Consider the following 22,080-nt stretch of genomic DNA (forward strand, 5'->3'; position numbering starts at 1 on the left):
AAAGCCTTTTTGTCATACCTGCTATTATTTCACTTATAGTATTACATCCAAATAAATACTTTTGTTGCTCAAATATGGGAATTGTTAATTATTGTTTTCCGAGTACACTCAATACAGTTAATATGCTTGTTATATATAATAGACTTTTCGATTTCATCAGAAATCCTCCTTGTTAGTAATAATAATTTTTATTTAGATTTAGTGTAACCAAAATAATAAAAATTTATTAAACTAATCTGCCTTTTTATATTATTCATGCCATTGTCAGAAAGGCTCAAGTGAATGTTCTTATGAATTTAGTAATTGCAAAAGGTATTTAAATATCTGCGAATGGCGCTTTGACTTGTAAAAAAGATTCTAAAGTAGTTACTACTGAGGCTAGTATAATTACTGTAGCTTAATAAAAGGCGCCCCAATAATGGGCACCTTTTGTAATAATTTTCATTAAATACTAATTTATTTATAAGAATAGGATTATCACCTATTCTACGACAGTTTCATAGATATATTTTACCCCATAGCATAACCACACTATTATCAATATTGGAAAGAATATAAAATAGTCTTTCATAATTATCCCCCTTAAAAGTTTTATTATTTATGTCCTATATCTTATATCATAATTAATTTCTTTTTTATTTGTTCAGTTTTCACCTATCTATTTAATATGAAATTTTCATTCATATTTTTTAATTGCCTTATTATATAATTCAATAATAAATAAAAGATTCCTCTAAATATCGTATCCTATAATTCCTTTTAAAACGACAATCTTCTTTTGAATTTCAAACAAACCATACAATATATTTTACCGCACAAACTATCACATCGTCATATCTATTAAGTGAAAACAAAATATAAAGGAGTGATTGGCATGGCAGTTATATCAACAAAGGTATCAAGTGCATTAAAACTTACAATGAAGGTAGGGGTGGACATCAATGGCAAAGACAAATTTGCAACAAAAGTATTAGGTAACCTAAAAGTCACTGCACTAGATGAGGACATATTTGCAATAGGACAAGCTATCTCTAACATGAAAACTTACCCATTATTCGGACTAGACAGACAAGATCAATGCAGCTTAGTTACAGAATAGGCTAAGTATATTCAATATATCGTTTTAAAATTAAATATTAGAATCTAATAATTTATACGAGGAGGACAATTAATATGCATAATTTAGTTATGAGATTTTTAACAAATACAGAGGGTAAGTATTTTTCTTTAACTGTAGATGACATCAAATCAGATGAAAATGGGTTTGCCATTGTCACAGAGGCTGAAGTAAATGCTCTTATGGATTTAGTAATTGCAAAAAGTATTTTCATATCTACAAATGGTGCTTTGACTGGTAAAAAAGATGCTAAAGTAGTTACTACCGATACTAATGTAGTTGCTGTAGCTTAAAAACAGATTATAGATTTGAATATAAAAAAGTTGTATAAGCTTTAGCTTATGCAACTCTTTTTTAATTTATTTTATGTTTTTTTCTTATCCCCTTATTTGAATAAATTTATATTAAAATCTTATGCAAGTTAAATTGCTCCATGCTGGAGAATATACTTTTGTAGATGCATTACCTTTATAAGCTCTTACTTTATAATAATAGTAATGGCCTTTAGCTACTGAATTTACAAAAGATGAGTTTGAAGTCGTTGCAACTTTAATATATTTACCTTTATATGCTGTAGATCTATATACTTCATAGCCTGTTGCTCCTGCTGCTCTTGTCCATACTAATTTAACACATTTAGAGTTATATTTAGTAACTTTAGCTTTTGTAGGACTTGCTGGTGCAGTCATTTTAGTTGATATGTTGTAAACTAATGTCTTACTTTTTAATGTAGTATTACCTACAAATTTAACTGAATAAAGTCTAACTTGATAAGCAGTATTGCTTTTAAGATAACTAAACTTAAAAGTTGTTAAATCATTCCCATCACCACAAACGGATGCTCCTTTTGCAGTATAGATACCAAGTTGAGTTCCTGATGCCCCACTTGCTTTGTGTAAATTAATCGTAATAACACTAGAGGTAGATGTTACTTTTACTGATGTAGGTACCCCTAATGTTGCTGCGTTTGCAATGCTTGAAAAACCTGCAAACATCATACTTACTGTTAATACTGATGTCATTAAATAACTTTTAATATTTTTCATTTTAATACTCCTTCGCACTGTTAATTAGTGCCACTTTATTTTGTTGCTTTGGATCATAGAAAGACTTTTGTTAACTGTGTATTATATAATTCTCATATAAGCTATCCATTTTTTAAATGCTATCTTGTTAAAGTTATTTTTCTAAAAGATTGTTTTAACAAAAATTTAATATAGTTTTACTACTTCTATATTGTTCCTATATTGTTATATTGTTTCACTTGTTATTTTATAATATCTTAAGGATTTTTACCATATAAATTTTATATTTCTATAATAAAATTTTCTGTAGGCACAACCAATCTAATTCTCCTTAACACACTATTCAAACTGTTGCTATGATTATTTTAATCATAGGTGCTGACAACACCCATAGACACATATGCATCTTATATATTCTTTTAATTTACTCACCTCTTATTAATTTTAGGCGATAAAAATACCAAGTAGATAGTTTATTTAAGCTATCTACCTGGTATTTTTAATGCACTATAATACACTCTTATGTAATAATTCCATCTTTTATTTCAATAATCCTGTCTGTTTTTTTTGCTATTCTCTCATCATGAGTTATTATTATAAAAGTAGTTCCAATACTTTTATTTATATCTCTAAATATATTGTATATAGCTTCTGACGAATGAGAATCCAAATTTCCTGTAGGCTCATCTGCAAGTATTATTTTAGGGCTATTCATAAGTGCTCTTGCAATTGCAACCCTTTGTTGCTGGCCACCCGACAAATCATACACTTTATTTTTATTAACATTTGGCAATCCAACTAATTCAAGAAGTTCTTTTGCTTTCTCACGAGTCTTTCTACCAATAAAATTACTCTTTATAGTTCGTGGCATTAGGACATTTTCAATGGCATTAAACTCAGGTAATAAATAATGAAATTGAAATACAAAACCTATGTCTTTATTTCTAATAGCCGCCAAAGACCTTCTACTCATTTTATCTATTCTTTTACCCTCAATCTGTACTTGTCCACTTGTAGGCCTGTCGAGCATTCCTATTATATTTAATAATGTGGTTTTACCGCTACCTGATTCTCCTACAATAGAATTAAACGAACCCTTACCAATAGATAAATTTATATCCTTTAATACTTGTGTTTTCACTCTTCTTCCATAAATCTTATTGATATTTTTAAGTTCTATAATGCTATCCATTTTTTATGACCTCCACAGGAGTTAATTTAAAGGACTTTATAGCTGGAAAAAATGCTGCTAAAGTTGATGCCATTATATCAATAATACACAATTTAATTATAAAACTATAATCTATAATTATAGTAACTATAGGCTTTCCATCTGATGAAACTATATATCTATTAAATGCTTTTATATATAGATAAGTTAAAGCCACGCCTATGCCAGTACCAACTATGCCTAATATAAAAGCTTGGGTTATAAATATAAAACCAGCTGATTCATCTTTTATGCCCATGGCCTTTAAAATTCCTATTTGCTTATATTTCTGAACTACACTTATACTCATTATACTTATAATGCTTAAAATAGCTGCAATCATTACGCTAAGTTGAATTACAATACTACATACTTTTTCACCCATTATGGCACTTACTAATAGTTTATTTTGATTTTTCCAATTTTCTATCTTTAAATTTTTGTCTTTTAGCCCATTTTCTATTTTACTTGCAATATAATCTGCATTATAAGGATCACTTGTATATAATTCCATAGAACTTGCCGCATCTCCAAAACCAGCTAAATCTTGAGCAGCTTTTAAATCTGTAATAACTAAAGTTTTATTAACCTTAATTGTGTCAAAATCATAAAATCCTACCACTTTTAGACTAACTTTTCTTTTATCCGCAGTTACTATATTGATATTATCTTTTATTTTTAATCCTAATTTTTCACCAAGTTCTTTTCCTATCAAAACTTCATTAGGATTTTCAAGAGTTTTGCCCTCATAAATTTTATTTTTTATATTATATAATAGATTCAAATCTTTAAAAACGAACCCTCTAATTTGCGCAGGTTCAGTCATATCATGAGCATTAATAGATGCATTACACTCAACTACTGGTGCCACTGATATTATTTTATTGTCCAATTTTTTAATTTTAGCTTCCTTGTCGTGGTAATTCTCTATTATATTATTCTTAGGATAAATTGTTATATGAGCTGAATTGCCAACCACCTTATCAAGCAATGAAGTTTCAAGTCCCTTGCTTAATAACCCAACAAACATTTGTACCGAAATGCCTATAGCAATACCTAAAATAATTACTAATGTTTGAATCTTACTGTTTACTAAAAATCTCCAGGCTATTTTTAATGCAGTAAACATATGTCTAGCCTCCACTTTGTTTTATCTTTTGACGCACTTATAATTAATTTTCTTTATCATGTTCTGATATCTATACTATCATAGGGTATCATACTTTTATGTATATAAACAATTAATTTTCCAATTTTCGACTATTTATGCTATCTAACATTAGCTTTTAAAAATGCTATTCCCACATCCAGTTAACATTAATGCCAGTGCCATAAATATTATTATGATTTTTGTTTTTTTCATAGTTTCTCCCATTAGTATACATTTTTAATTGTTATTTTATATTTTCTATTCAAATTTCACTCTATAACTCATTCGAAAAATAAGAAAACTACTAAATCAATAAATATAAATTTAGTAGTTTTTTATTTTAATAAATTTATATTAGAATCTTATACAAGTTAAATTACTCCATGCATTAGAATATACTCTTGTATGATAAGTAGCTTTATAACTTTTAACACAAGAACTAATGTGGTTTAATTTTCTATCTCCCAATAATAAAAACCTTAATTCCCATTTTTCTAGGAATCAAGGTTTTTTATTTATCATACAGTTTATAATCTTTATGATTCTAATTCTATTCTAATAATTAATGAAAGAATTTGAAGAAGGACCACAAGACATCCTCCAAACCTATATGTAAAAAATTACTGTATAGATTTAGAATTTATGCTGCTTTTATTGTGGATTAGGAGTCCCACATTCAGGACAGAACTTTGTACTAGCTTCTAACTCGCAATGACAATTTGAACATTCATGTTTAATAATCATAGAAGATCCACATTCAGGACAAAACTTTGTGCCCTGAGGTACCGATGATTTGCAATTTGGACATTCTAATGCTAATTTTGAGCCACAAGAATCACAAAATTTGCTTGTAGATAAATTGGGAGCCTTACAATTGGGGCATAAAATTTCATTGCTTTTTAATGTTTTATTTGCACCCATAGAAATTGTAACGTTTTTTCCTCCACTCATTAAAAATTGTTCTATAAAAGTAAAAACTTCATCTGGTAATTTTTTTTGAGCAAAAGCACCAATTGCAGCAGTAACAGCCAGTGGGGCAAATATTAACATACCTACTGTTGCGGCACCTGCTTTATCAATCCACTTACCAGATCCAACGTTAACCGTAACCATATCCCCAGAAAGGAATAGTTGTACTTGAATAGCTGAATCCATCCCAACGAACTTTTTCCAACCATCGGCTTGCTTTGCTTGTATAAGATACCCTTCAGGCGTTTTCATTCCTTCTGCATATAAGTTTTTCTTATCTCGAAGGAACCCTTCAATTCCACGTCCTAATGATTCTATATCCACACAATCAACTAACTTAAATAACTTTGAATCTGCCATAGTTAATCCCCCTAAATATTATTATATTTACAAGCAAATAATACCATATACCCCAATACATTTCAATACAAAATATAAGTAAAATTATTATATTAATTAACAAATTTATCTAAATTGCCAGTAAAATAATTGCTTTTTTACAGTTATATCGTATAATTAGAAATGCGATGGTAATTTTGGATAATATAGGTTTAAAACCTTTATGTGAAAGACTCAATTTTTCCTTCATTCGAACTTTATATTATTAAGGAGGTCATAAAAATGTTTTGTAGCAACTGTGGTAAAGAAATGAAACCAGAACAAGCAATCTGCCCAAATTGTGGTACCAAACGTAAACCAGATACTTTTTGTAGTAACTGTGGCAACAAGGTGGATCCAAATGCAAGTAAATGCTTAAAATGTGGATTTGCTATTAAAAAGAACTCGTCTTCTGATTTAGACTTAGGTGGTAAAATTAACAAAACTTACATCTTTAAAAATATTAATCTAATTTTAGCTGTAGTATCTGTTATAATATTATTTCTTCCTATTTTTCAATTAAATGCTTATGAGCTTGGATATGACAATATTTTAAAGATAACAGGATCTGAGTCATTTTTAGGAATGACGTTTACAGATGGAACTGTAATGAGTGGCAGTTTTTTCGCACTACTATTGTTTGCATTTCCAATTTTATTAATAGTTTCTAAATATGTCAAAGAACTTGAAAAATTTAAAAGACCAATAATGCTTATTTCACCTATTGGAAGTATTATATCTTTGTTCATTGTAAAATCCGGCATTTCAAGCAAGATTGCTACTACTATTTCTACTGCCTCTGGATTTTGGTTATACTTAATAATCAGCGTTGCTTTGTTAGTTGTTGGGTATTTTGAATATAAAGATATACCACTAAATAAAAAATCTCTGTCCGATATTATAAACCAAAATACTAAAGCATAAAAAAGTAAAAATTTAGAAATTATATATGAACTATAATCTAACAAAAAGAAAGAGTATAAAATTCAACTTCATACTCTACTATTATTTCAAAAGTACTATAAGAAAGCTTTATCCTATTAATAATGTAGGATAAGCTTCTTTTATTTCTATAGAATGACAAGTCTTGTGATTAATGTTAAGACATTATTCACAAGAGCTAAGAATACTGATTGTATTAGCTATTGTGAAAATTTTTGTACAAGTGATGGATTTGATGGAGAACCCGTAATATGATCAATATTCATTAACCTTTATCTGTCGAAATATAGATAAAAATAAGCTACGATATTTTCTTATATTCAAAGGTATTAACTCGCACTTTGTTGAATGTATATATCAATGTAATTATTTAATGATTTTGGGAAACGAGGAAGTACGTTCTGTATTTGCGCACCTAGAACGTATAGAGTTTATGGTGCAACCCACCCAATCTGTGCAAACAGGTTAGGTTTTATTTTTTTCAAGTTTAATTAAGTCAAATATAAATTAGTATAATCTCTAAAATAATGTACAAAAGAAGGTCTTATAAATGTACTATCATGGACTATTTAAGAAACGAATATCATTAAGGAAAGGCAAGAGATTGCTTACCAAATATTGTAGAGTAAATGGATTTGATGATGATGCTACTCATTGGAAAGAAACTACCCATTCTAGAAATTGGTTTGCATATCACGGCCGATCAAATAGAAGAATATCAAATAATTGGGTATCTTATCACCCCATTAGAGGAAATGATAAATACACTGTATGGATTGATTTAGTATCTGAAGAAATTACAGAGATTTTAAGAGAACCAGCTTAGCTCTGTTCTGCCATTCGGTAAGCTCAATTGAACAGTTGAACGTGGTTACCTAAAATATGAACATAATTAAAGAAAGAGGGTTTGCTATAAAAATGCAGAGCCTTTTTATTTTGCTTAATTTAATTTTTCATGTGAAATCAAAAATAAATTAATAAAATGTCCGAATTTATGAGCTTTTTGTAATATATTCGGATATTATATAAATAGGGATTTACTAAACTTCAAAACTCTGTCGTTTATAATAAAATAATACAAATTATTATATACGAACTAATTGTCTATGTCATACAAATCTTTAACAACATTTTGGAAGATTCAAGTCTGCCATCTTCTATAAGTAGCAGCTGTCTAGCCTAGGCAAATTGCTTTGGTGGCAGTCTAAATCTGCTTCCAAAGTTGTTAATATTGCAGCGACCCAGGAGATGATTTAAGGTTTATGAATTAAGTATGTCTCTAAAAAATGTTTATAATCTAGGGGGAAGTCTTAATGAGAAAAGGACACGGAAATCATATCATATGTTTTATATTCGCTTTTTTACTATCATTCATGAACATGCAGGTATTTGCGAGCACATTAGTTCGCGTAAGTAACGTAAGTATAAATAAAACTACAGACACTTTAAACGTAGGGCAAACAGATACTATAAGGGCAACATTTACACCCGCAAACGCTACAAACAGAGGCGTAAAATGGACGTCTTCGAATACTACAATAGCAACAATAGATATTTGGGGTAAAGTAACACCATTAAAAGCAGGAATCGTAACTATTACAGGAACAACAGTCGATAAAGGATTAAAAATTTCTTGCAAAGTGACCGTTAACCCTATTCCAGTAGTTAGTGTTAGTATAAATAAAACTACAGACACTTTAAACGTAGGGCAAACAGATACTATAAGGGCAACATTTACACCCGCAAACGCTACAAACAGAGGCGTAAAATGGACGTCTTCGAATACTACAATAGCAACAATAGATATTTGGGGTAAAGTAACACCATTAAAAGCAGGAATCGTAACTATTACAGGAACAACAGTCGATAAAGGATTAAAAATTTCTTGCAAAGTGACCGTTAACCCTATTCCAGTAGTTAGTGTTAGTATAAATAAAACTACAGATACTTTAAACGTAGGGCAAACAGATACTATTAAGGCAACATTTACACCAGCCAATGCTACACACAGAGGTGTAAAATGGACATCTTCAGACACTTCGATAGCAACAGTAGATATTTGGGGTAAAGTAACACCATTAAAGGCAGGAACTGTAACTATCACAGGAATAACTGTTGATAAAGGGTTAAAAATTTCTTGCAAAGTCACCGTTAAACCTATTCCAGTAGTTAGTGTTAGTATAAATAAAACTACAGATGCTTTAACAGTATGGCAAACAGATACTATAAAGGCAACATTTACACCTGCTAATGCAACTAATAGATCTGTTAAATGGAGGTCTTCAGATACTACAATAGCAACAGTAGATATTTGGGGTAAAGTAACATCTTTAAAGGCAGGAACTGCAACTATTACAGGAATAACTGTTGATGGAAATAAAACTGTAACGTGTTTAGTAACTGTAACTAATGCAAATATCAAAGGAATTGATGTATCACAATGGCAGAAAACAATAAACTGGGGATTAGTAAAAAGTGATGGTGTTAAATTTGCAATGATAAGGTCATCTTATGGAAATAGCATTGATCCTATGTATGAAACTAATTATAAAGCAGCTAAATCAAATGGGATTGCAGTAGGCGCTTATCATTACAGCTATGCTACAACAGTAACTCAAGCTACTAAAGAAGCAAACTTCTTTATAAGTCAATTGAAAGGAAAGCAGTTTGATTATCCAGTAACCGTGGATGTGGAAGATCCATCTCAAGAAAGTGTTGACCAGGAAACGCTGACGAACATATCACTTACTTATCTGAATCTGCTTAAACAAGCAGGATACTATCCTATGATATATACCAGCAAGTACTGGTTTACATCAGTCTTAGATGATACACTACTTACTTCTTATGATCACTGGGTAGCACAATATGCGAATTCCAATACATATACAGGTACAGTTAGGATGTGGCAGTATAGTTCAACAGGCACAGTAAAAGGAATAACTACCAGTGTGGATATGGACACTTCGCTCGTTGATTATGCACCTCAAATAAAGTTACTTCATTTAAATGGGTTTTAAATTAAAATACGATAAAGAGGAGGATTATGATGATATCAACATTTAAAAAAGTCTTAAAAGTTTTGCCAATACCAGCCTTAATTTTAACTATTATGGTAGGATGCTCAAGCGCACCTAAATCTGCAACTAAAAATACAAATAGTACAGTAAAGAGTACGGTAAATAATACAGGTACCACAAAAAATGCAGCAAATAATACAACTACTAACCAACCAGCAGGTAAACTTGTTAAGAATACCTCAAATATAGAAAATACTTCACAGAAAACACTTATTACAAATGTTTTCAACTTAGCAAAACAAGGAAAAGTCATTAACTCTGATTTTTCTGCTAAAACTACTGATATTGATACTGTATACAAAAAGTTAGGAAAAGCAGACAAAATCGATTATGTAGCAAAGGCTAAAGGAAATTATGCTACGTTCACAAAATACAAACTAGTTTTCGGATTTAACAAAGGATCTCAAATTTTTGAAGTCAGATCTTTTGATGATAAAATTAGTAAAGTTTCTCTTTCTATGGTAAAGAAGACATTGGGATCTCCTGCATATGATGTAAAATCTAATGGGCAGGTAATTATTGGGTACAAAACGGGTCAAGAGTATAAACTATTACTAGTATTCAACGACTCATCAAAAAGTAATAGTGATCCTCTAATTGACCACTATTCTGTCCTATATCCTAAAGGTACAGTTAATTCAATGGCTAATGATTCTGGACGAGAGTGGTAAAAACTTACTAATTAACAAACAATTTTACAGTTGAACGTGATTATCTATAATATAGAAATAATTAAAAGAAAAGGGTTTGCTATAAAAAAATGCAGAGCCTTTTTCATTTACTTAATTTAATTCTTCATGTAAAAATCAAAAAATAAGTTAACATATCTCCCTAATATATGATCTTTTTTCAAAAAAATAGGTTATTATATAAATAGATATTTACTAAATTTCAAAACTTTGTAGTTTATAATCTAGGGGGACGTCTTAATGAGAAAAAGACAAGGGAATCATATCATATGTTTTATATTTGCTTTTTTACTATTATTCATGAATATGCAGGTATTTGCACACACCGTAGTTGGTGTAAGCGCAGTAAAACGCGTAAGTAAAGTAAGTATAAATAAAACTACTGATACCTTAATAGTAGGACAAACAGATACTATAAGGGCAAAGTTTACACCAGCCAATGCAACTAATAGAGCTGTAAAATGGACATCTTCAGATAATACAGTAGCAACAATAAATATTTGGGGTAAAGTAACATCTTTAAAGGCAGGAATCGTGACTATTACGGGAATAACGGTTGATAAAGGATTAAAAATTTCTTGCAAAGTTACCGTTAAACCTATTCCAGTAGTTAGTGTACGTATAAATAAAACTACTGATACCTTAATAGTAGGTCAAAACGATACTATAAAGGCAAAATTTACACCAGCCAATACACCAAATAGAGCTGTAAAATGGACATCTTCAGATACCAGAGTAGCAACTGTAGATATTTGGGGTAAAGTAACCTCTTTAAAGTCAGGAACTACAAATATTACAGGAATAACAGTTGAAAAAAAATTGAAAGTTTCCTGTAAGGTCATTGTTAAAACTATTCCAGTAGTTAGTGTACGTATAAATAAAACTACAGATGCTTTAACAGTATGGCAAACAGATACAATAAAAGCAACATTCTCGCCTGCTAATGCAACAAATAGAGGGGTAAAATGGACATCAACAGACACTACAATCGCAGCAGTAGATATTTGGGGTAAAGTAACATCTTTAAAACCGGGTACTGTAACTATTACAGGCATAACAGTTGATGGAAGTAAAACTTTAAAGTGTTTAGTAACTGTAACTAATGCAAATATCAAAGGAATTGATGTATCCCAGTGGCAGGGAACAATAAACTGGAAATTAGTAAAAAGTGACGGCGTAAAATTTGCTATGCTAAGATCATCTTATGGAGATGGTACTAGCAAATATACAAACAATGGCGTTGATACTATGTTTAAAACTAATTATGCTAAAGCTAAAGCTAATGGAATTGCGGTAGGTGCTTATCATTACAGCTATGCTACAACAGTAACTCAAGCTACTAAAGAAGCAAACTTCCTTATAAAAGAATTGAAAGGAAAGCGGTTTGATTATCCAATATCCGTGGATTTGGAAAATTCATGTCAAGGCGCCCTTGGCATGAAAAAGCTGACTAGCATTGCACTTACTTACATGAATATACTTAAACACGCAGGATACTACCCCATGATATATACTGACAAATACTGGTTTACATCATTCTTAGATGATAAAATGCTTGCATCTTATGACCACTGGCTGGCACAGTATGGGACTTCTATTACCTATACAGGTACAGTAAGAATGTGGCAGTATACTTCAACTGGCACTGTAAAAGGAATAAATCGAAAGGTAGATATGGACATTTCATTAGTTGATTATGCAACTCAAATACGGTTACTTCATCTAAATGGATTTTAAACTAAAATACAGTTAATTCAATGGCTAATGATTCTAATTAGGTACAACCCACATACAGGTAACAATAAGCCACATCGTGGAAATAATATCCATGATGTGGCCTATTGTTAATGCATCTTCTTCGAAGCTGTTGCAGCGACCCAGGAGATGATTTAATAGAACATTACAATTTATAAAGCAGTAGTAGTGTTATGTTTTTTAACCTTTGAACTTCCAATTATGAATTTTAAAATCTTTGTTTTCTTGATTACATATGAAATCCCAAGCGAACCAAATAAAATAATAATAAACATTGATGGCACCACTAAAAACGGTGAAATATCTTTATCTGCAATATACTTTAACATTATGTAAATCAATGGGGAATGAAAAAGATAGATTGCGAAACTTTCTTTATCTAAAAACTTTAAAGTTTTGTTACTATTTAAGCTTTTATATTTATTGCTTATTAATGATAAAACTAAAAAGTAAAAAAGCGTACCACAAACATTACACAATAAAAGAATTGAATTTTTAGATAATGTACCTACTATATTATCATTAGAGATTTTAAAGGATACAATTAAAAATAAAAGTTGTAAAATAAATAACATTACAATTTTAACTATGTTCTTTTTTCCTTTGAAAAAACTCACAAAATCTTTCTCATAGTTTCTAACTATATAACCCAAATAAAAGAACATAAAATAATGTATTGAGATTGAAATTTGGAATACGTTCGGAAATTTGTAGCTAATTATATTTGCACAAGCAATAATAGCAAAGCTAGCCGGTACACCCATTTTGTTAATTATAGCCTCGAATAAATAAAAAACTATAAATATCTCAAATATAGCTAATAAATACCATAGATGTCCAGCATCTAACCCTGTAAGAATGTATTTATAAATTATTTTGAATACATTATACCCGTGATAACCTTTATAATCAGTCATTATTCTAATTGGTAATACGTACATAATCGCGACACAAATATATGGTACTAATAACCTTTTTATTTTATCAAATGAAAATTTACCTAGCTTTTTATATTTTCCGCACTCTTTCCTACAATAATAATACATATACCCTGAAATAAAAATGAACAAAGGCATTTGAAAAGTGTCAATATAAATCTTTAATGAATTAAAAAAGCTTGATTTAACAAGAGGAGTATAAATTCCCCAGTTGTATTGATAAACAACCATACTATGTCCTAAAACAACTATTAAAATAGCAAACGTTCTTAGTAAGGATATATTATTTAGATATCCCTTTTCCTTTTGGATTTCCATTAAGTTGTCCTCCCTAAATTATATCAACATATTTTCCTATTCTATCTTATCTATTACAGCTGTATCGTTCACTTTCGTAACCTTCTTTGAAAATCCTTTTCCTAATATAAATGGCATGTAATTGTTAATTACATAAATTATTGGAATCATAACTATCATAGTTATCCCAACATGTATTATGCCATTTAGTGTTACTATGTATGATTTTTGACTAGTGAAAAAACTAATATGTGTTATTAATTTATCTATAATAGGATATAGTATCATTTGATGGAAAGCCATAAATATTATACTATTTTTACCTACATATATTAATACCCTTGATTTTGGTAGTAATCTGCAAAAAATCACTGATGCCATAATTCCACAAAATGCTGATGTAAAGAATAAAAAATAATTCCCATATCTACTAGCTGACATGTCTATTCCTGCATTTAAATAACGAATATTTAAATGTCCTATAAGTACATTAGCAATCAAAAATAAAAACAAATATTTTATACTAACAAGCTTACTTACTTTGTTTTCTATACCTCTAATTAAATAACCTATTCCGTAAAATACTACAGCGAAAAAGGATACATCAATACTCCAAGGTAATGGTTTTTTAATATAAATGTTATATACACATGCGATAATTGCACTAACTATTAAACATATTATTATTTTCTTTTTATCATTTTTAGTATATTTTACTATTAAGAAAAACATCAATTCGGCCATAAACAAGCAAACTATAAACCACAAAGTTCCATTGTGCAAAGTACCGTTATTGAATCTTAATGGTATGATTGTCCCAATTAATGATTTTAATGGACTAACATTTTGTTTATTGTTGGCTACAAAAAAATAGATATACTCAATAAAAGAAAAACAAAAATATGGTATACCTATAGTTATAAATCTTTTCTTAAAAAAAGCCGCAAAATTATTATATTTCACATTAGAAAATAAGTATCCTGACATAAAGAAAAATAATGGCAAATGAAAGGTGTATATCTCTGCCTGAACACTCGACGAAAATGGAGCATGTCCAAACATAACTAATATCATTGCGAAACCCTTCGCCATATCAATCCAATTTAACCTCTTTGTTTTCATGTAATTAAATCCTCCCTATTATAACAATATTATTTACATACTATCATATAGAAAAGAGGTATAAAGATTAACTTAAGTCGGTTTGCTCTGTCTTTTTCCTATTAACCGACAATATCTGCGTTTTTTCTTAAGTATTCACCTAATTTACATTATTAGCAAGGTACATAGTTACTTTAACAACATTTTGGAAACTTCAAGTCTGCCATCTTCTATAAGTGGCAGTTGTCTAGCCTAGAAAAATTGATTTGGTGGCAGTCTAAATCTGCTTTCAAAGGTTGTCGCAGCTCCATAGAGGAGATGATTCATCTTCTTCGAAGCTGTTCTTCTTCAAAGCTGTTGTAGCTCCACAGGAGATGATTTAATTTGTAGGAAGAACGAATAAAGGTAATTTTTTGAATTTTTTTCAGCTTTTCTCTTCAAAACTCCTTATATATTTGATATTATATACTTAATTGATTTTTAACATCTTCTTATTCTGTTTTCCAGTTTCATCACTGAAATCATAAATAATTATTAATATTAATTGGGGGAATTACATTGATTCGATATAAAAAAATACCATATATACGGCTTATTCCAATAATTATAATCACATTATTCCTTTATAGAATAATAAATAACATTGAAAACATAGGTTCAATAGTTCAAAAGATTTCCTCTTTGCTTAGTTATTTTATTTGGGGTTTTGTTATAGCTTATTTAATTAATCCACTTATGGTATACATTGAAAAGAAAACAAAAATGAAAAGAATTTATAGTATAAGTTTGATTTATACATTACTTATAGGTCTTATAATCTTAATAGTTACTTTGGTCACTCCTAATGTTATTCAAAGTGTCACTGATTTATTTAATAATATTCCTCAATATGCAAATAAAACATATAACTGGGCTACTACTATTCTGACTAAAAATAAACTGTTAAACCAATTAGATGTTAGCTCTTACTTAAAAATTTATCTCAATACTTTTAACAATGATATATCTACATATTTTACTCCAGGTTTTCAAATTATAATTGATAAATTAGTGGGCTTGAGTTCATTCTTTGTTAAATTAGTATCTGGAACTGTAATATCAATTTACTTTTTGATAGACAAAGAACCTATTATTTTTAATCTTAAGAAATTTACTTATGCTGTTTTTAATGAAACTCTTACTATTAGAATAGGTAATTTAGTCAAATTAATTAATAGTATCTTTAACCAATTCTTTGTTGGAAAAATAATTGATTCTATTATTTTTTCTATTATTACTTTAATTGGACTTGTGATACTAAAAATACCTTATGCCCTGCCGTTTAGTTTAGTAATAGGTGTAACAAATATGATTCCTTACTTTGGTATCATTATATCAATGGTTCCTATTGCTCTAATAACATTATTCTTTAGTCCAGTAAAATCTTTAGAATTTATAATATTTATTGCAATCATAAGTAATATTGATGGTTGGTTCATATCTCCGAAAATTGTTGGACATAAAGTAGGGCTTAGTCCAATACTTATAATACTAGGAATTGTTCTAGGTGGAGGACTTTTCGGTATTTTAGGAATGATACTAGGTATTCCAACTATAGCGTTAATTAAGACCTTATTAGAGCGCTTTATGGATAGAAGAACTAAAGATAAACAGTTTCAATAATTTTCAATAAGTATATTTTGAATCTATAACATACTACTCAAAACTGTTATGGCTTCAGAATGATGGCTTTCATAACTTAAACAAATCAATCATATTATAATATTGTATAACAAAATCAGGAGGCTATATTTTGTATTATAATATGAATACTTATTATTCACAGTTTTTCAGAATAAACTCGTTAAACGATAAGATAGTTGAGGCTATGAAAGCTGAAAGACATGATAGAGTAAAATATCAAGAAATGATGAAAATGTCCACTGACCCTGCTGTCATTAAACAGATTAAGTTTGCTTATGATGATGAAATTAAACATTATGGATTGTTTAGCCAAATATATTATCAACTTACAGGTAAAAGATTAGACATTCCTATCCCAACCAATGTTGAAAAATATAACACTCTTATGGAAGCAGTTCAAAGCAGTATTGAAGGAGAAAGTGAAGCTGTAGACGCTTATAGAGAAATTTTTGCACTCCTGCCAAATAGACAGATGAGAGATACTGTCTTTGAAATTATTACCGATGAACAAGAACACTTTGGAAGGTTTATTTATTTGTACTCAATGATAAAATAATTTTAAGATATAGTGAAAATAAAAAAAGGCGTCTGCACGCCTTTTAGTAAAAAAATAGCACTTAGATTTATTTTTCAAAAGTTCCTTTAACTATTGCCTCTCCCTTAGACACCATTTCTACCCCTTTAGCAAATACAGTATCTATAGTTAACACATCCTTGTTAACTATTACAAGATCAGCATCCTTGCCCACCTTCACAACTCCTTTATTATACAATTTTAGATTCGCAGCTACATTTGAAGTAATCACTTTCAGTGCGACTTCTAGGTCTACACCATCCTTAAGTACTGCATCTCTAGCCTCTATATACAAAGACTTAGTAGACCCAATTCCGAGTCCTATAAATTCCCTCTTTTTATTAAAAATAGGCAAACTTCCTTGTCCATCAGAAGTAAATTGAATTTGTTCTATAGGTATTTTTTTTTCTAATGCCATCTTAAGTCCTCTGCTTGCTTTGACTTCATCTTTCTCAAGATGATCTGGATCAGAACTAGTAGTCAAATCAATAATTCCACCCAGTTTGGCAAACTCTATTCCTGCATCAAACAGAAAAGTACTTCTATTAATATGAGTTGGTATAACCTGTTTAATAGGTATTTCTGTTTCCTTAATCATTCTTATTAAGTATTCCAGTCTTCGCTTTCCCGACCCAAGATACACATTCACAACTCCAGCTTTACCTGAAAGCAATCCACCTACTCTAGCCTCTGCTACTACTTTTATAAAATCATCATAAGTAGGTTGCGCGGACCTATGGTCTGATAAAGCTATCTCACCAACACCAATAATTTTATCTATAAGCATAATATCAGATCGACAGCTACCTGTAATAGTATTTACAGGTATTTCATAAGAGCCTGTGTACATATAAGTACTAATGCCTTCCTCCTCAAGCGCTCTTGCCTTAGCAAGAACTCCTTTCACATCTCTGCATACCCCATCAGTCCCTAAGCAAGCTACTACTGTTGTAATGCCACCAACTGTAATATCAGAAAGTTGGATTTCAGGTGTTCTAGTCTTAAAACTACCTTCACCTCCTCCTCCTGTAATATGCACATGGCATCTATAAATCCTGGAAACACCAGTTTACCTTCTGCATCAATTACTCGTATCTGTGTAAAATCTTGTGGAATGGATACACTTTTAACAATAGCCTCTATTTTCCCTCCTGCAATAATTACATCCCTTTTTCCTATGTACTCTGGCGCATAGATTTCACCGTTTTTAATTATTGTAATCATAAAATTTCTCCTCCAATTTTTTATAACAACCTCTGCGATATTATAAACAGAAAGCTTTCATATCCTCGAGCCATTAGTATATGCAAAGAGGAATATTATTATTTACAGCTCCTGTAAAGCTGATTAACAGCTCTGAAAGAGATGATTACAGTAAAATAATTTAAACTATTGTTAGTAATTAATAGATATGTGCTATATTATTTGCTATAATTAATTAAAAAATAAAGGAGCTCTCATATGCAAGCAATAAAACAATTATGGAATAGAGAATCATTAATGAAAATACTTTTACTCGTAACTATAGTATTTTTTTTATTTTTAATAAGATCTATACTAGATTTGATTCTATTAACTTTTATGATTACTTATTTAGTCAATAGTATGCAAAGTTTATTAGTTAATCAAATTAACAAAGTTACAAAAGTCAATCCAACCATTATAACTATATTTATATATGTGTTTCTAATAGTAACTATTGCTCTTCTAGCAGTAAAATATATACCGCTTGCTATATCTGAAAGCATACTTGTTTTAAATAAAATGGATTATATTCAAGACACAAAAAGTACTTTAGGCTCTCTGTCATATTTATCACCAATAATAAATAGAATTGACTTCGCAAGTTATGCTAAATCTGGCATTCAAAATATTATGCTTTTTGTAACCGCTTTAGGCAAAGGTAGCGTAAATACTTTTCTTGCAATTCTACTAAGTTTAGTGTTTATCCTGCAAAAAGATAGTATTTTGAAATTTGTGCACAAGCTTAAACATAGTAAAATAGCTGGAGCTTATGATTATTTTCAATACTTTGGTAATAATTTTCTAAATTCTTTTGGTAAAGTTATTCAAGCTCAAATAATGATAGCCATAGTTAATACAGTGCTATCAACCATAGGTCTTACTCTAATGGGCTTTCCTCAATTGTTTGCTCTTGCGTTTATGATATTTATTTTAAGCCTTATACCTGTGGCTGGAGTATTTATTTCTCTAATACCACTATGCTTAATCGCTATTAAAATAGGTGGATTAATTAAAGTGTTATTTGTTCTTATAATGATTTTTATAATTCATGCTGTTGAAAGTTATATTTTGAATCCGAAGTTAATGTCTGATTCAACACATCTTCCAATATTCTTTACATTTGTAACATTAATAGTGTCAGAACATTTTATGGGAATTTGGGGTCTTATACTAGGTATCCCAATATTTATATTCATACTAGATTTAGTTGGAATTGATTTAAACGAAAAAAGTGACTAAAAAAAACCACTAAATTGACAAGTAACCATCAATTTAGCGGTTAAAATATTTAATTAGTACCTTATACTTTATGGCTTAATAACTCTGTATATCAATAGATATAGCAGCCTTCTTAGTTCAAATTATACTGACATGGTATAATTTTTCCATTAATATTTACATAAACAATAATAGATATGCTTTCACTTGAATCTACGTTATCAAATTTAAATAATGCACTAAATGCTGAATTTGCATTTATAACAAGATCTCTATAGGTATTATAAAGATTCCCATTGTCAAATGTTTCAATCTTTTCTATATTAATATTTTTTGCATTAGAATTAGAAAATGTAATACCATAGCTAGTTATACCTCTAAAAATAGTAGTATTTCCAATACTAACACTAGAACCACTACTATTCACGCTATTAACTGTTACCTTTAAACTTGATGCAATTGATCTTACGTTTAAATTAACTTTAGCACTACCTTTATACCCTTCTACAGTTCCAGTATAAGTTACTAGACCTACTTTTGATGTATCAACTGCAGACGAGTCCCAAACTACAGCTTTGTCTACTTTCGTACCATTATTCATATTAACTTCAACAGTTTGAGGTAAAGAATAATTGTCTCCTTCATATACACTGTTACTTATGTCAGTTATACTCTCTATTGCTAAACTTTCAACAGTGACATTGCAAGTAGCTGTCTTACTTCCATCTACTGTAGTTGCTGTAATAATTGTTGTTCCAGCTTTTACTGCTGTTACTTTTCCTATGCTATCTACTGTTGCTATAGCACTATCTGATGATGTCCATGTTATATCTTTATTCCCTGCATTGGTTGGAGTTATTTCTGATGTTAAAGCATCTATATCTCCTACAATTAAATTATCTATAGTCTTATTTAAAGTTATAGAAGCTACTTTTGGATCATTAACTATAACATTGCAAGTAGCTATCTTACTTCCATCTTCAGTAGTTACTGTAATAGTTGCTGTTCCTGCCTTTATTGATGTTACTTTTCCTATGCCATCTACTGTTGCTATAGCACTATCTGATGATTTCCATGTTACATTTTTATTTGCTGCATTACTTGGAGCTATTGTTGATGTTAAATTATCAATCTCTCCAGTTATTAAAGTATCCGTAGTTTTATTTAAAATTACAGAAGAAACTTTAATTGGATCATTAACAGTAACAGCGCAATTAGCTATCTTACTTCCATCAGCTGTAGTTACTGTAATAGTTACAATTCCTGCTTTTACTGCTGTTACTTTTCCTGAATTATCTACTGTTGCTATGGAAACATCTGATGATTTCCATGTTACAACTTTATTTGTTGCATTGCTTGGTGCTATTGTTGATGTTAAATTATCTGTATTTCCTGTAATTAATGTATCTGAAGTTTTATTTAAACTTACAGAAATAACTTTAATTATTGGATTATTAACTGTAACAGAGCAAGTAGCTTTCTTATTGCCATCTGCTGTAGTTGCTGTAATTGTTACTTTTCCTGCACCTACTGCCGTTATTTTTCCTGAATTATCTACTTTTGCAATAGAAGCATCTGATGATGTCCATGTTACATTTTTGTTTGTTGCATTAGTTGGATTTATTGTTGATATTAAAGTATCCGTTGACCCTACTACTAAAATATCTACATTTTTATTTAAATTTACGCTAGCTACTTTAATTGCTGGCTTAGCTTTAACCGTTAATTTGCAATAAACTTTTAATCCTTTATCAGCAGTTGTTCCTGTAATAGTTACAGTTCCTGCTTTCAATGATGTTACTTTACCCCAAATATCAATTTTTGCTATTGTATTGTTTGAAGATGTCCATTTTACACCTCTGTTTGTTGCATTAGCTGGTGTAAATTTTGCTTTTATTGTATCTGTTTGTCCTACTATTAAAGTATCAGTAGTTTTATTTATACTCACTTTACTTACATGAATTACTGGCTTAGCCTTAACAGTTATTTTACAATAAACTTTTAATCCTTTATCAGCAGTTGTTCCTGTAATAGTTACAGTTCCTGCCTTTAATGAAGTTACTTTACCCCAAATATCTATTTTCGCTATTGTAGTGTTTGAAGATGTCCATTTTACACCTCTGTTTGTTGCATTAGCTGGTGTAAATTTTGCTTTTATTGTATCTGTTTGTCCTACTACTAAAGTATCAGTAGTTTTATTTATACTCACTTTACTTACACGAATTACTGGCTTAGCTTTAACAGTTACTTTGCAATAAACTTTTAATCCTTTATCAGCAGTTGTTCCTGTAATAGTTACAGTTCCTGCTTTCAATGAAGTTACTTTACCCCAAATATCTATTTTTGCTATTGTAGTGTTTGTCGATGTCCATTTTACACCTCTGTTTGTTGCATTAGTTGGTGTAAATTTTGCTTTTATTGTATCTGTTTGTCCTACTACTAAAGTATCAGTAGTTTTATTTATACTCACTTTACTTACACGAATTACTGGCTTAGCAAATACCTGAATATTCATGAATACTAGTAAAAACATAAGCAAAAAACATATAATGTGATTTGGCTGTCGTTTTTTCATTAATAATCCCCCCTGTATTTTGAGATAGTGTAAACACTATCTTTGCTTTATTTATTTGAAACCTTGCTATTGCAAGGGTTATAACTGTTTTTAATATAAAAAACAATGACCCCCTCTCTTTTGGTATAATTGTT

17 protein-coding genes, 1 pseudogene and 1 riboswitch are annotated in these 22,080 nt (G+C 29.8%); of the genes and pseudogenes, 10 read left to right on the top strand and 8 right to left on the bottom strand.

All coding sequences use genetic code 11. The features are described 5' to 3' along the window. The first annotated feature begins 874 nt into the window (after window positions 1-874). Both KPL38_RS11915 and KPL38_RS11920 read left to right on the top strand, forming a co-directional pair. Window positions 875-1,099, top strand: a complete 225-nt coding sequence (locus KPL38_RS11915) for a DUF1659 domain-containing protein (RefSeq protein WP_216289355.1) — start codon at window positions 875-877, stop codon at window positions 1,097-1,099. Window positions 1,100-1,173: 74 nt separating this feature from the next. Next, window positions 1,174-1,410: a DUF2922 domain-containing protein gene (locus tag KPL38_RS11920; protein ID WP_216289356.1), complete on the top strand. Its 237-nt coding sequence runs from the start codon at window positions 1,174-1,176 to the stop codon at window positions 1,408-1,410. A 111-nt stretch (window positions 1,411-1,521) separates the two neighbouring features. On the opposite strand, the gene KPL38_RS11925 is transcribed toward KPL38_RS11920, so the two are convergent. The 4 genes from KPL38_RS11925 to KPL38_RS11940 all read right to left on the bottom strand — a co-directional run bounded on the left by KPL38_RS11925 (window position 1,522) and on the right by KPL38_RS11940 (window position 5,831). After that, a complete protein-coding gene (locus KPL38_RS11925) occupies window positions 1,522-2,163 on the bottom strand; it encodes a hypothetical protein (protein WP_216289357.1) in 642 nt (213 codons plus the stop codon). A gap of 499 nt (window positions 2,164-2,662) precedes the next feature. Beyond that, window positions 2,663-3,334, bottom strand: a complete 672-nt coding sequence (locus KPL38_RS11930; RefSeq protein WP_216289358.1) for an ABC transporter ATP-binding protein — start codon at window positions 3,332-3,334, stop codon at window positions 2,663-2,665. Next, window positions 3,327-4,481, bottom strand: a complete 1,155-nt coding sequence (locus KPL38_RS11935) for an ABC transporter permease (protein WP_216289359.1) — start codon at window positions 4,479-4,481, stop codon at window positions 3,327-3,329. The genes KPL38_RS11930 and KPL38_RS11935 overlap by 8 nt, the downstream gene beginning before the upstream one ends. Window positions 4,482-5,153: 672 nt before the next feature. Continuing rightward, a complete protein-coding gene (locus KPL38_RS11940) occupies window positions 5,154-5,831 on the bottom strand; it encodes a zinc ribbon domain-containing protein (protein ID WP_216289360.1) in 678 nt (225 codons plus the stop codon). Between the two features lie 261 nt (window positions 5,832-6,092). Between KPL38_RS11940 and KPL38_RS11945 the strand changes: the two genes are divergently transcribed. The 5 genes from KPL38_RS11945 to KPL38_RS11965 all read left to right on the top strand — a co-directional run bounded on the left by KPL38_RS11945 (window position 6,093) and on the right by KPL38_RS11965 (window position 12,297). After that, window positions 6,093-6,773, top strand: coding sequence for a zinc ribbon domain-containing protein (locus tag KPL38_RS11945; protein WP_216289361.1), 681 nt, complete (start codon window positions 6,093-6,095; stop codon window positions 6,771-6,773). 391 nt (window positions 6,774-7,164) lie between these two features. Next, window positions 7,165-7,248: riboswitch (cyclic di-GMP riboswitch) on the top strand. A 93-nt stretch (window positions 7,249-7,341) separates the two neighbouring features. Then, the gene (locus KPL38_RS11950) at window positions 7,342-7,617 is read left to right on the top strand and encodes a hypothetical protein (RefSeq protein WP_216289362.1); all 276 of its coding nucleotides are present in this window, start codon (window positions 7,342-7,344) and stop codon (window positions 7,615-7,617) included. A gap of 487 nt (window positions 7,618-8,104) precedes the next feature. Beyond that, the gene (locus KPL38_RS11955; RefSeq protein WP_216289363.1) at window positions 8,105-9,811 is read left to right on the top strand and encodes an Ig-like domain-containing protein; all 1,707 of its coding nucleotides are present in this window, start codon (window positions 8,105-8,107) and stop codon (window positions 9,809-9,811) included. A 29-nt stretch (window positions 9,812-9,840) separates the two neighbouring features. Beyond that, entirely contained in the window at window positions 9,841-10,542 is a 702-nt protein-coding gene (locus KPL38_RS11960; protein ID WP_246577940.1) for a YjgB family protein, read from the top strand. A gap of 258 nt (window positions 10,543-10,800) precedes the next feature. Further along, complete coding sequence (locus tag KPL38_RS11965; RefSeq protein WP_216289365.1) at window positions 10,801-12,297, top strand: Ig-like domain-containing protein; 1,497 nt, start codon at window positions 10,801-10,803, stop codon at window positions 12,295-12,297. A 170-nt stretch (window positions 12,298-12,467) separates the two neighbouring features. Here KPL38_RS11965 and KPL38_RS11970 read toward each other — a convergent pair whose 3' ends face one another. Together KPL38_RS11970 and KPL38_RS11975 are read right to left on the bottom strand one after the other, a co-directional pair. After that, window positions 12,468-13,571 carry an acyltransferase family protein gene (locus KPL38_RS11970; RefSeq protein ID WP_216289366.1) on the bottom strand — a complete coding sequence of 368 codons (1,104 nt, stop codon included), beginning with the start codon at window positions 13,569-13,571 and terminating at the stop codon, window positions 12,468-12,470. A 36-nt stretch (window positions 13,572-13,607) separates the two neighbouring features. Next, on the bottom strand, window positions 13,608-14,672 hold the full coding sequence (locus tag KPL38_RS11975; protein ID WP_216289367.1) for an acyltransferase family protein: 1,065 nt from the start codon (window positions 14,670-14,672) through the stop codon (window positions 13,608-13,610). Window positions 14,673-15,209: 537 nt separating this feature from the next. On the opposite strand from KPL38_RS11975, the gene KPL38_RS11980 reads away from it, so the two are divergent. Then, window positions 15,210-16,313, top strand: a complete 1,104-nt coding sequence (locus KPL38_RS11980) for an AI-2E family transporter (RefSeq protein WP_216289368.1) — start codon at window positions 15,210-15,212, stop codon at window positions 16,311-16,313. 130 nt (window positions 16,314-16,443) lie between these two features. Then, window positions 16,444-16,890, top strand: coding sequence for a ferritin-like domain-containing protein (locus KPL38_RS11985; protein ID WP_216289369.1), 447 nt, complete (start codon window positions 16,444-16,446; stop codon window positions 16,888-16,890). Between the two features lie 67 nt (window positions 16,891-16,957). Here KPL38_RS11985 and iadA read toward each other — a convergent pair. Then, window positions 16,958-18,132 (bottom strand): annotated as a pseudogene (gene iadA / locus KPL38_RS11990) (beta-aspartyl-peptidase). Window positions 18,133-18,369: 237 nt separating this feature from the next. On the opposite strand from iadA, the gene KPL38_RS11995 reads away from it, so the two are divergent. Continuing rightward, on the top strand, window positions 18,370-19,392 hold the full coding sequence (locus tag KPL38_RS11995; RefSeq protein ID WP_216289370.1) for an AI-2E family transporter: 1,023 nt from the start codon (window positions 18,370-18,372) through the stop codon (window positions 19,390-19,392). A gap of 112 nt (window positions 19,393-19,504) precedes the next feature. Here KPL38_RS11995 and KPL38_RS12000 read toward each other — a convergent pair whose 3' ends face one another. Then, on the bottom strand, window positions 19,505-21,946 hold the full coding sequence (locus tag KPL38_RS12000) for an Ig-like domain-containing protein (RefSeq protein WP_216289371.1): 2,442 nt from the start codon (window positions 21,944-21,946) through the stop codon (window positions 19,505-19,507). Window positions 21,947-22,080 lie beyond the last annotated feature (134 nt).

Source organism: Clostridium psychrophilum (genome assembly GCF_018861705.1).
GTDB lineage: Bacteria > Bacillota > Clostridia > Clostridiales > Clostridiaceae > Clostridium_AD > Clostridium_AD psychrophilum.

Excerpts from the sequence above, each read along its gene's own strand:
- KPL38_RS11935 (WP_216289359.1), bottom strand. The coding sequence starts at position 4,481 with ATGTTTACTGCATTAAAAATAGCCTGGAGATTTTTAGTAAACAGTAAG.
- KPL38_RS11995 (WP_216289370.1), top strand. The coding sequence starts at position 18,370 with ATGCAAGCAATAAAACAATTATGGAATAGAGAATCATTAATGAAAATA.
- KPL38_RS11960 (WP_246577940.1), top strand. The coding sequence starts at position 9,841 with ATGATATCAACATTTAAAAAAGTCTTAAAAGTTTTGCCAATACCAGCC.
- KPL38_RS11930 (WP_216289358.1), bottom strand. The coding sequence starts at position 3,334 with ATGGATAGCATTATAGAACTTAAAAATATCAATAAGATTTATGGAAGA.
- KPL38_RS11920 (WP_216289356.1), top strand. The coding sequence starts at position 1,174 with ATGCATAATTTAGTTATGAGATTTTTAACAAATACAGAGGGTAAGTAT.
- KPL38_RS11915 (WP_216289355.1), top strand. The coding sequence starts at position 875 with ATGGCAGTTATATCAACAAAGGTATCAAGTGCATTAAAACTTACAATG.
- KPL38_RS11975 (WP_216289367.1), bottom strand. The coding sequence starts at position 14,672 with ATGAAAACAAAGAGGTTAAATTGGATTGATATGGCGAAGGGTTTCGCA.
- KPL38_RS11970 (WP_216289366.1), bottom strand. The coding sequence starts at position 13,571 with ATGGAAATCCAAAAGGAAAAGGGATATCTAAATAATATATCCTTACTA.
- KPL38_RS11965 (WP_216289365.1), top strand. The coding sequence starts at position 10,801 with ATGAGAAAAAGACAAGGGAATCATATCATATGTTTTATATTTGCTTTT.
- KPL38_RS11940 (WP_216289360.1), bottom strand. The coding sequence starts at position 5,831 with ATGGCAGATTCAAAGTTATTTAAGTTAGTTGATTGTGTGGATATAGAA.
- KPL38_RS11955 (WP_216289363.1), top strand. The coding sequence starts at position 8,105 with ATGAGAAAAGGACACGGAAATCATATCATATGTTTTATATTCGCTTTT.
- KPL38_RS11945 (WP_216289361.1), top strand. The coding sequence starts at position 6,093 with ATGTTTTGTAGCAACTGTGGTAAAGAAATGAAACCAGAACAAGCAATC.
- KPL38_RS12000 (WP_216289371.1), bottom strand. The coding sequence starts at position 21,946 with ATGAAAAAACGACAGCCAAATCACATTATATGTTTTTTGCTTATGTTT.
- KPL38_RS11950 (WP_216289362.1), top strand. The coding sequence starts at position 7,342 with ATGTACTATCATGGACTATTTAAGAAACGAATATCATTAAGGAAAGGC.
- KPL38_RS11925 (WP_216289357.1), bottom strand. The coding sequence starts at position 2,163 with ATGAAAAATATTAAAAGTTATTTAATGACATCAGTATTAACAGTAAGT.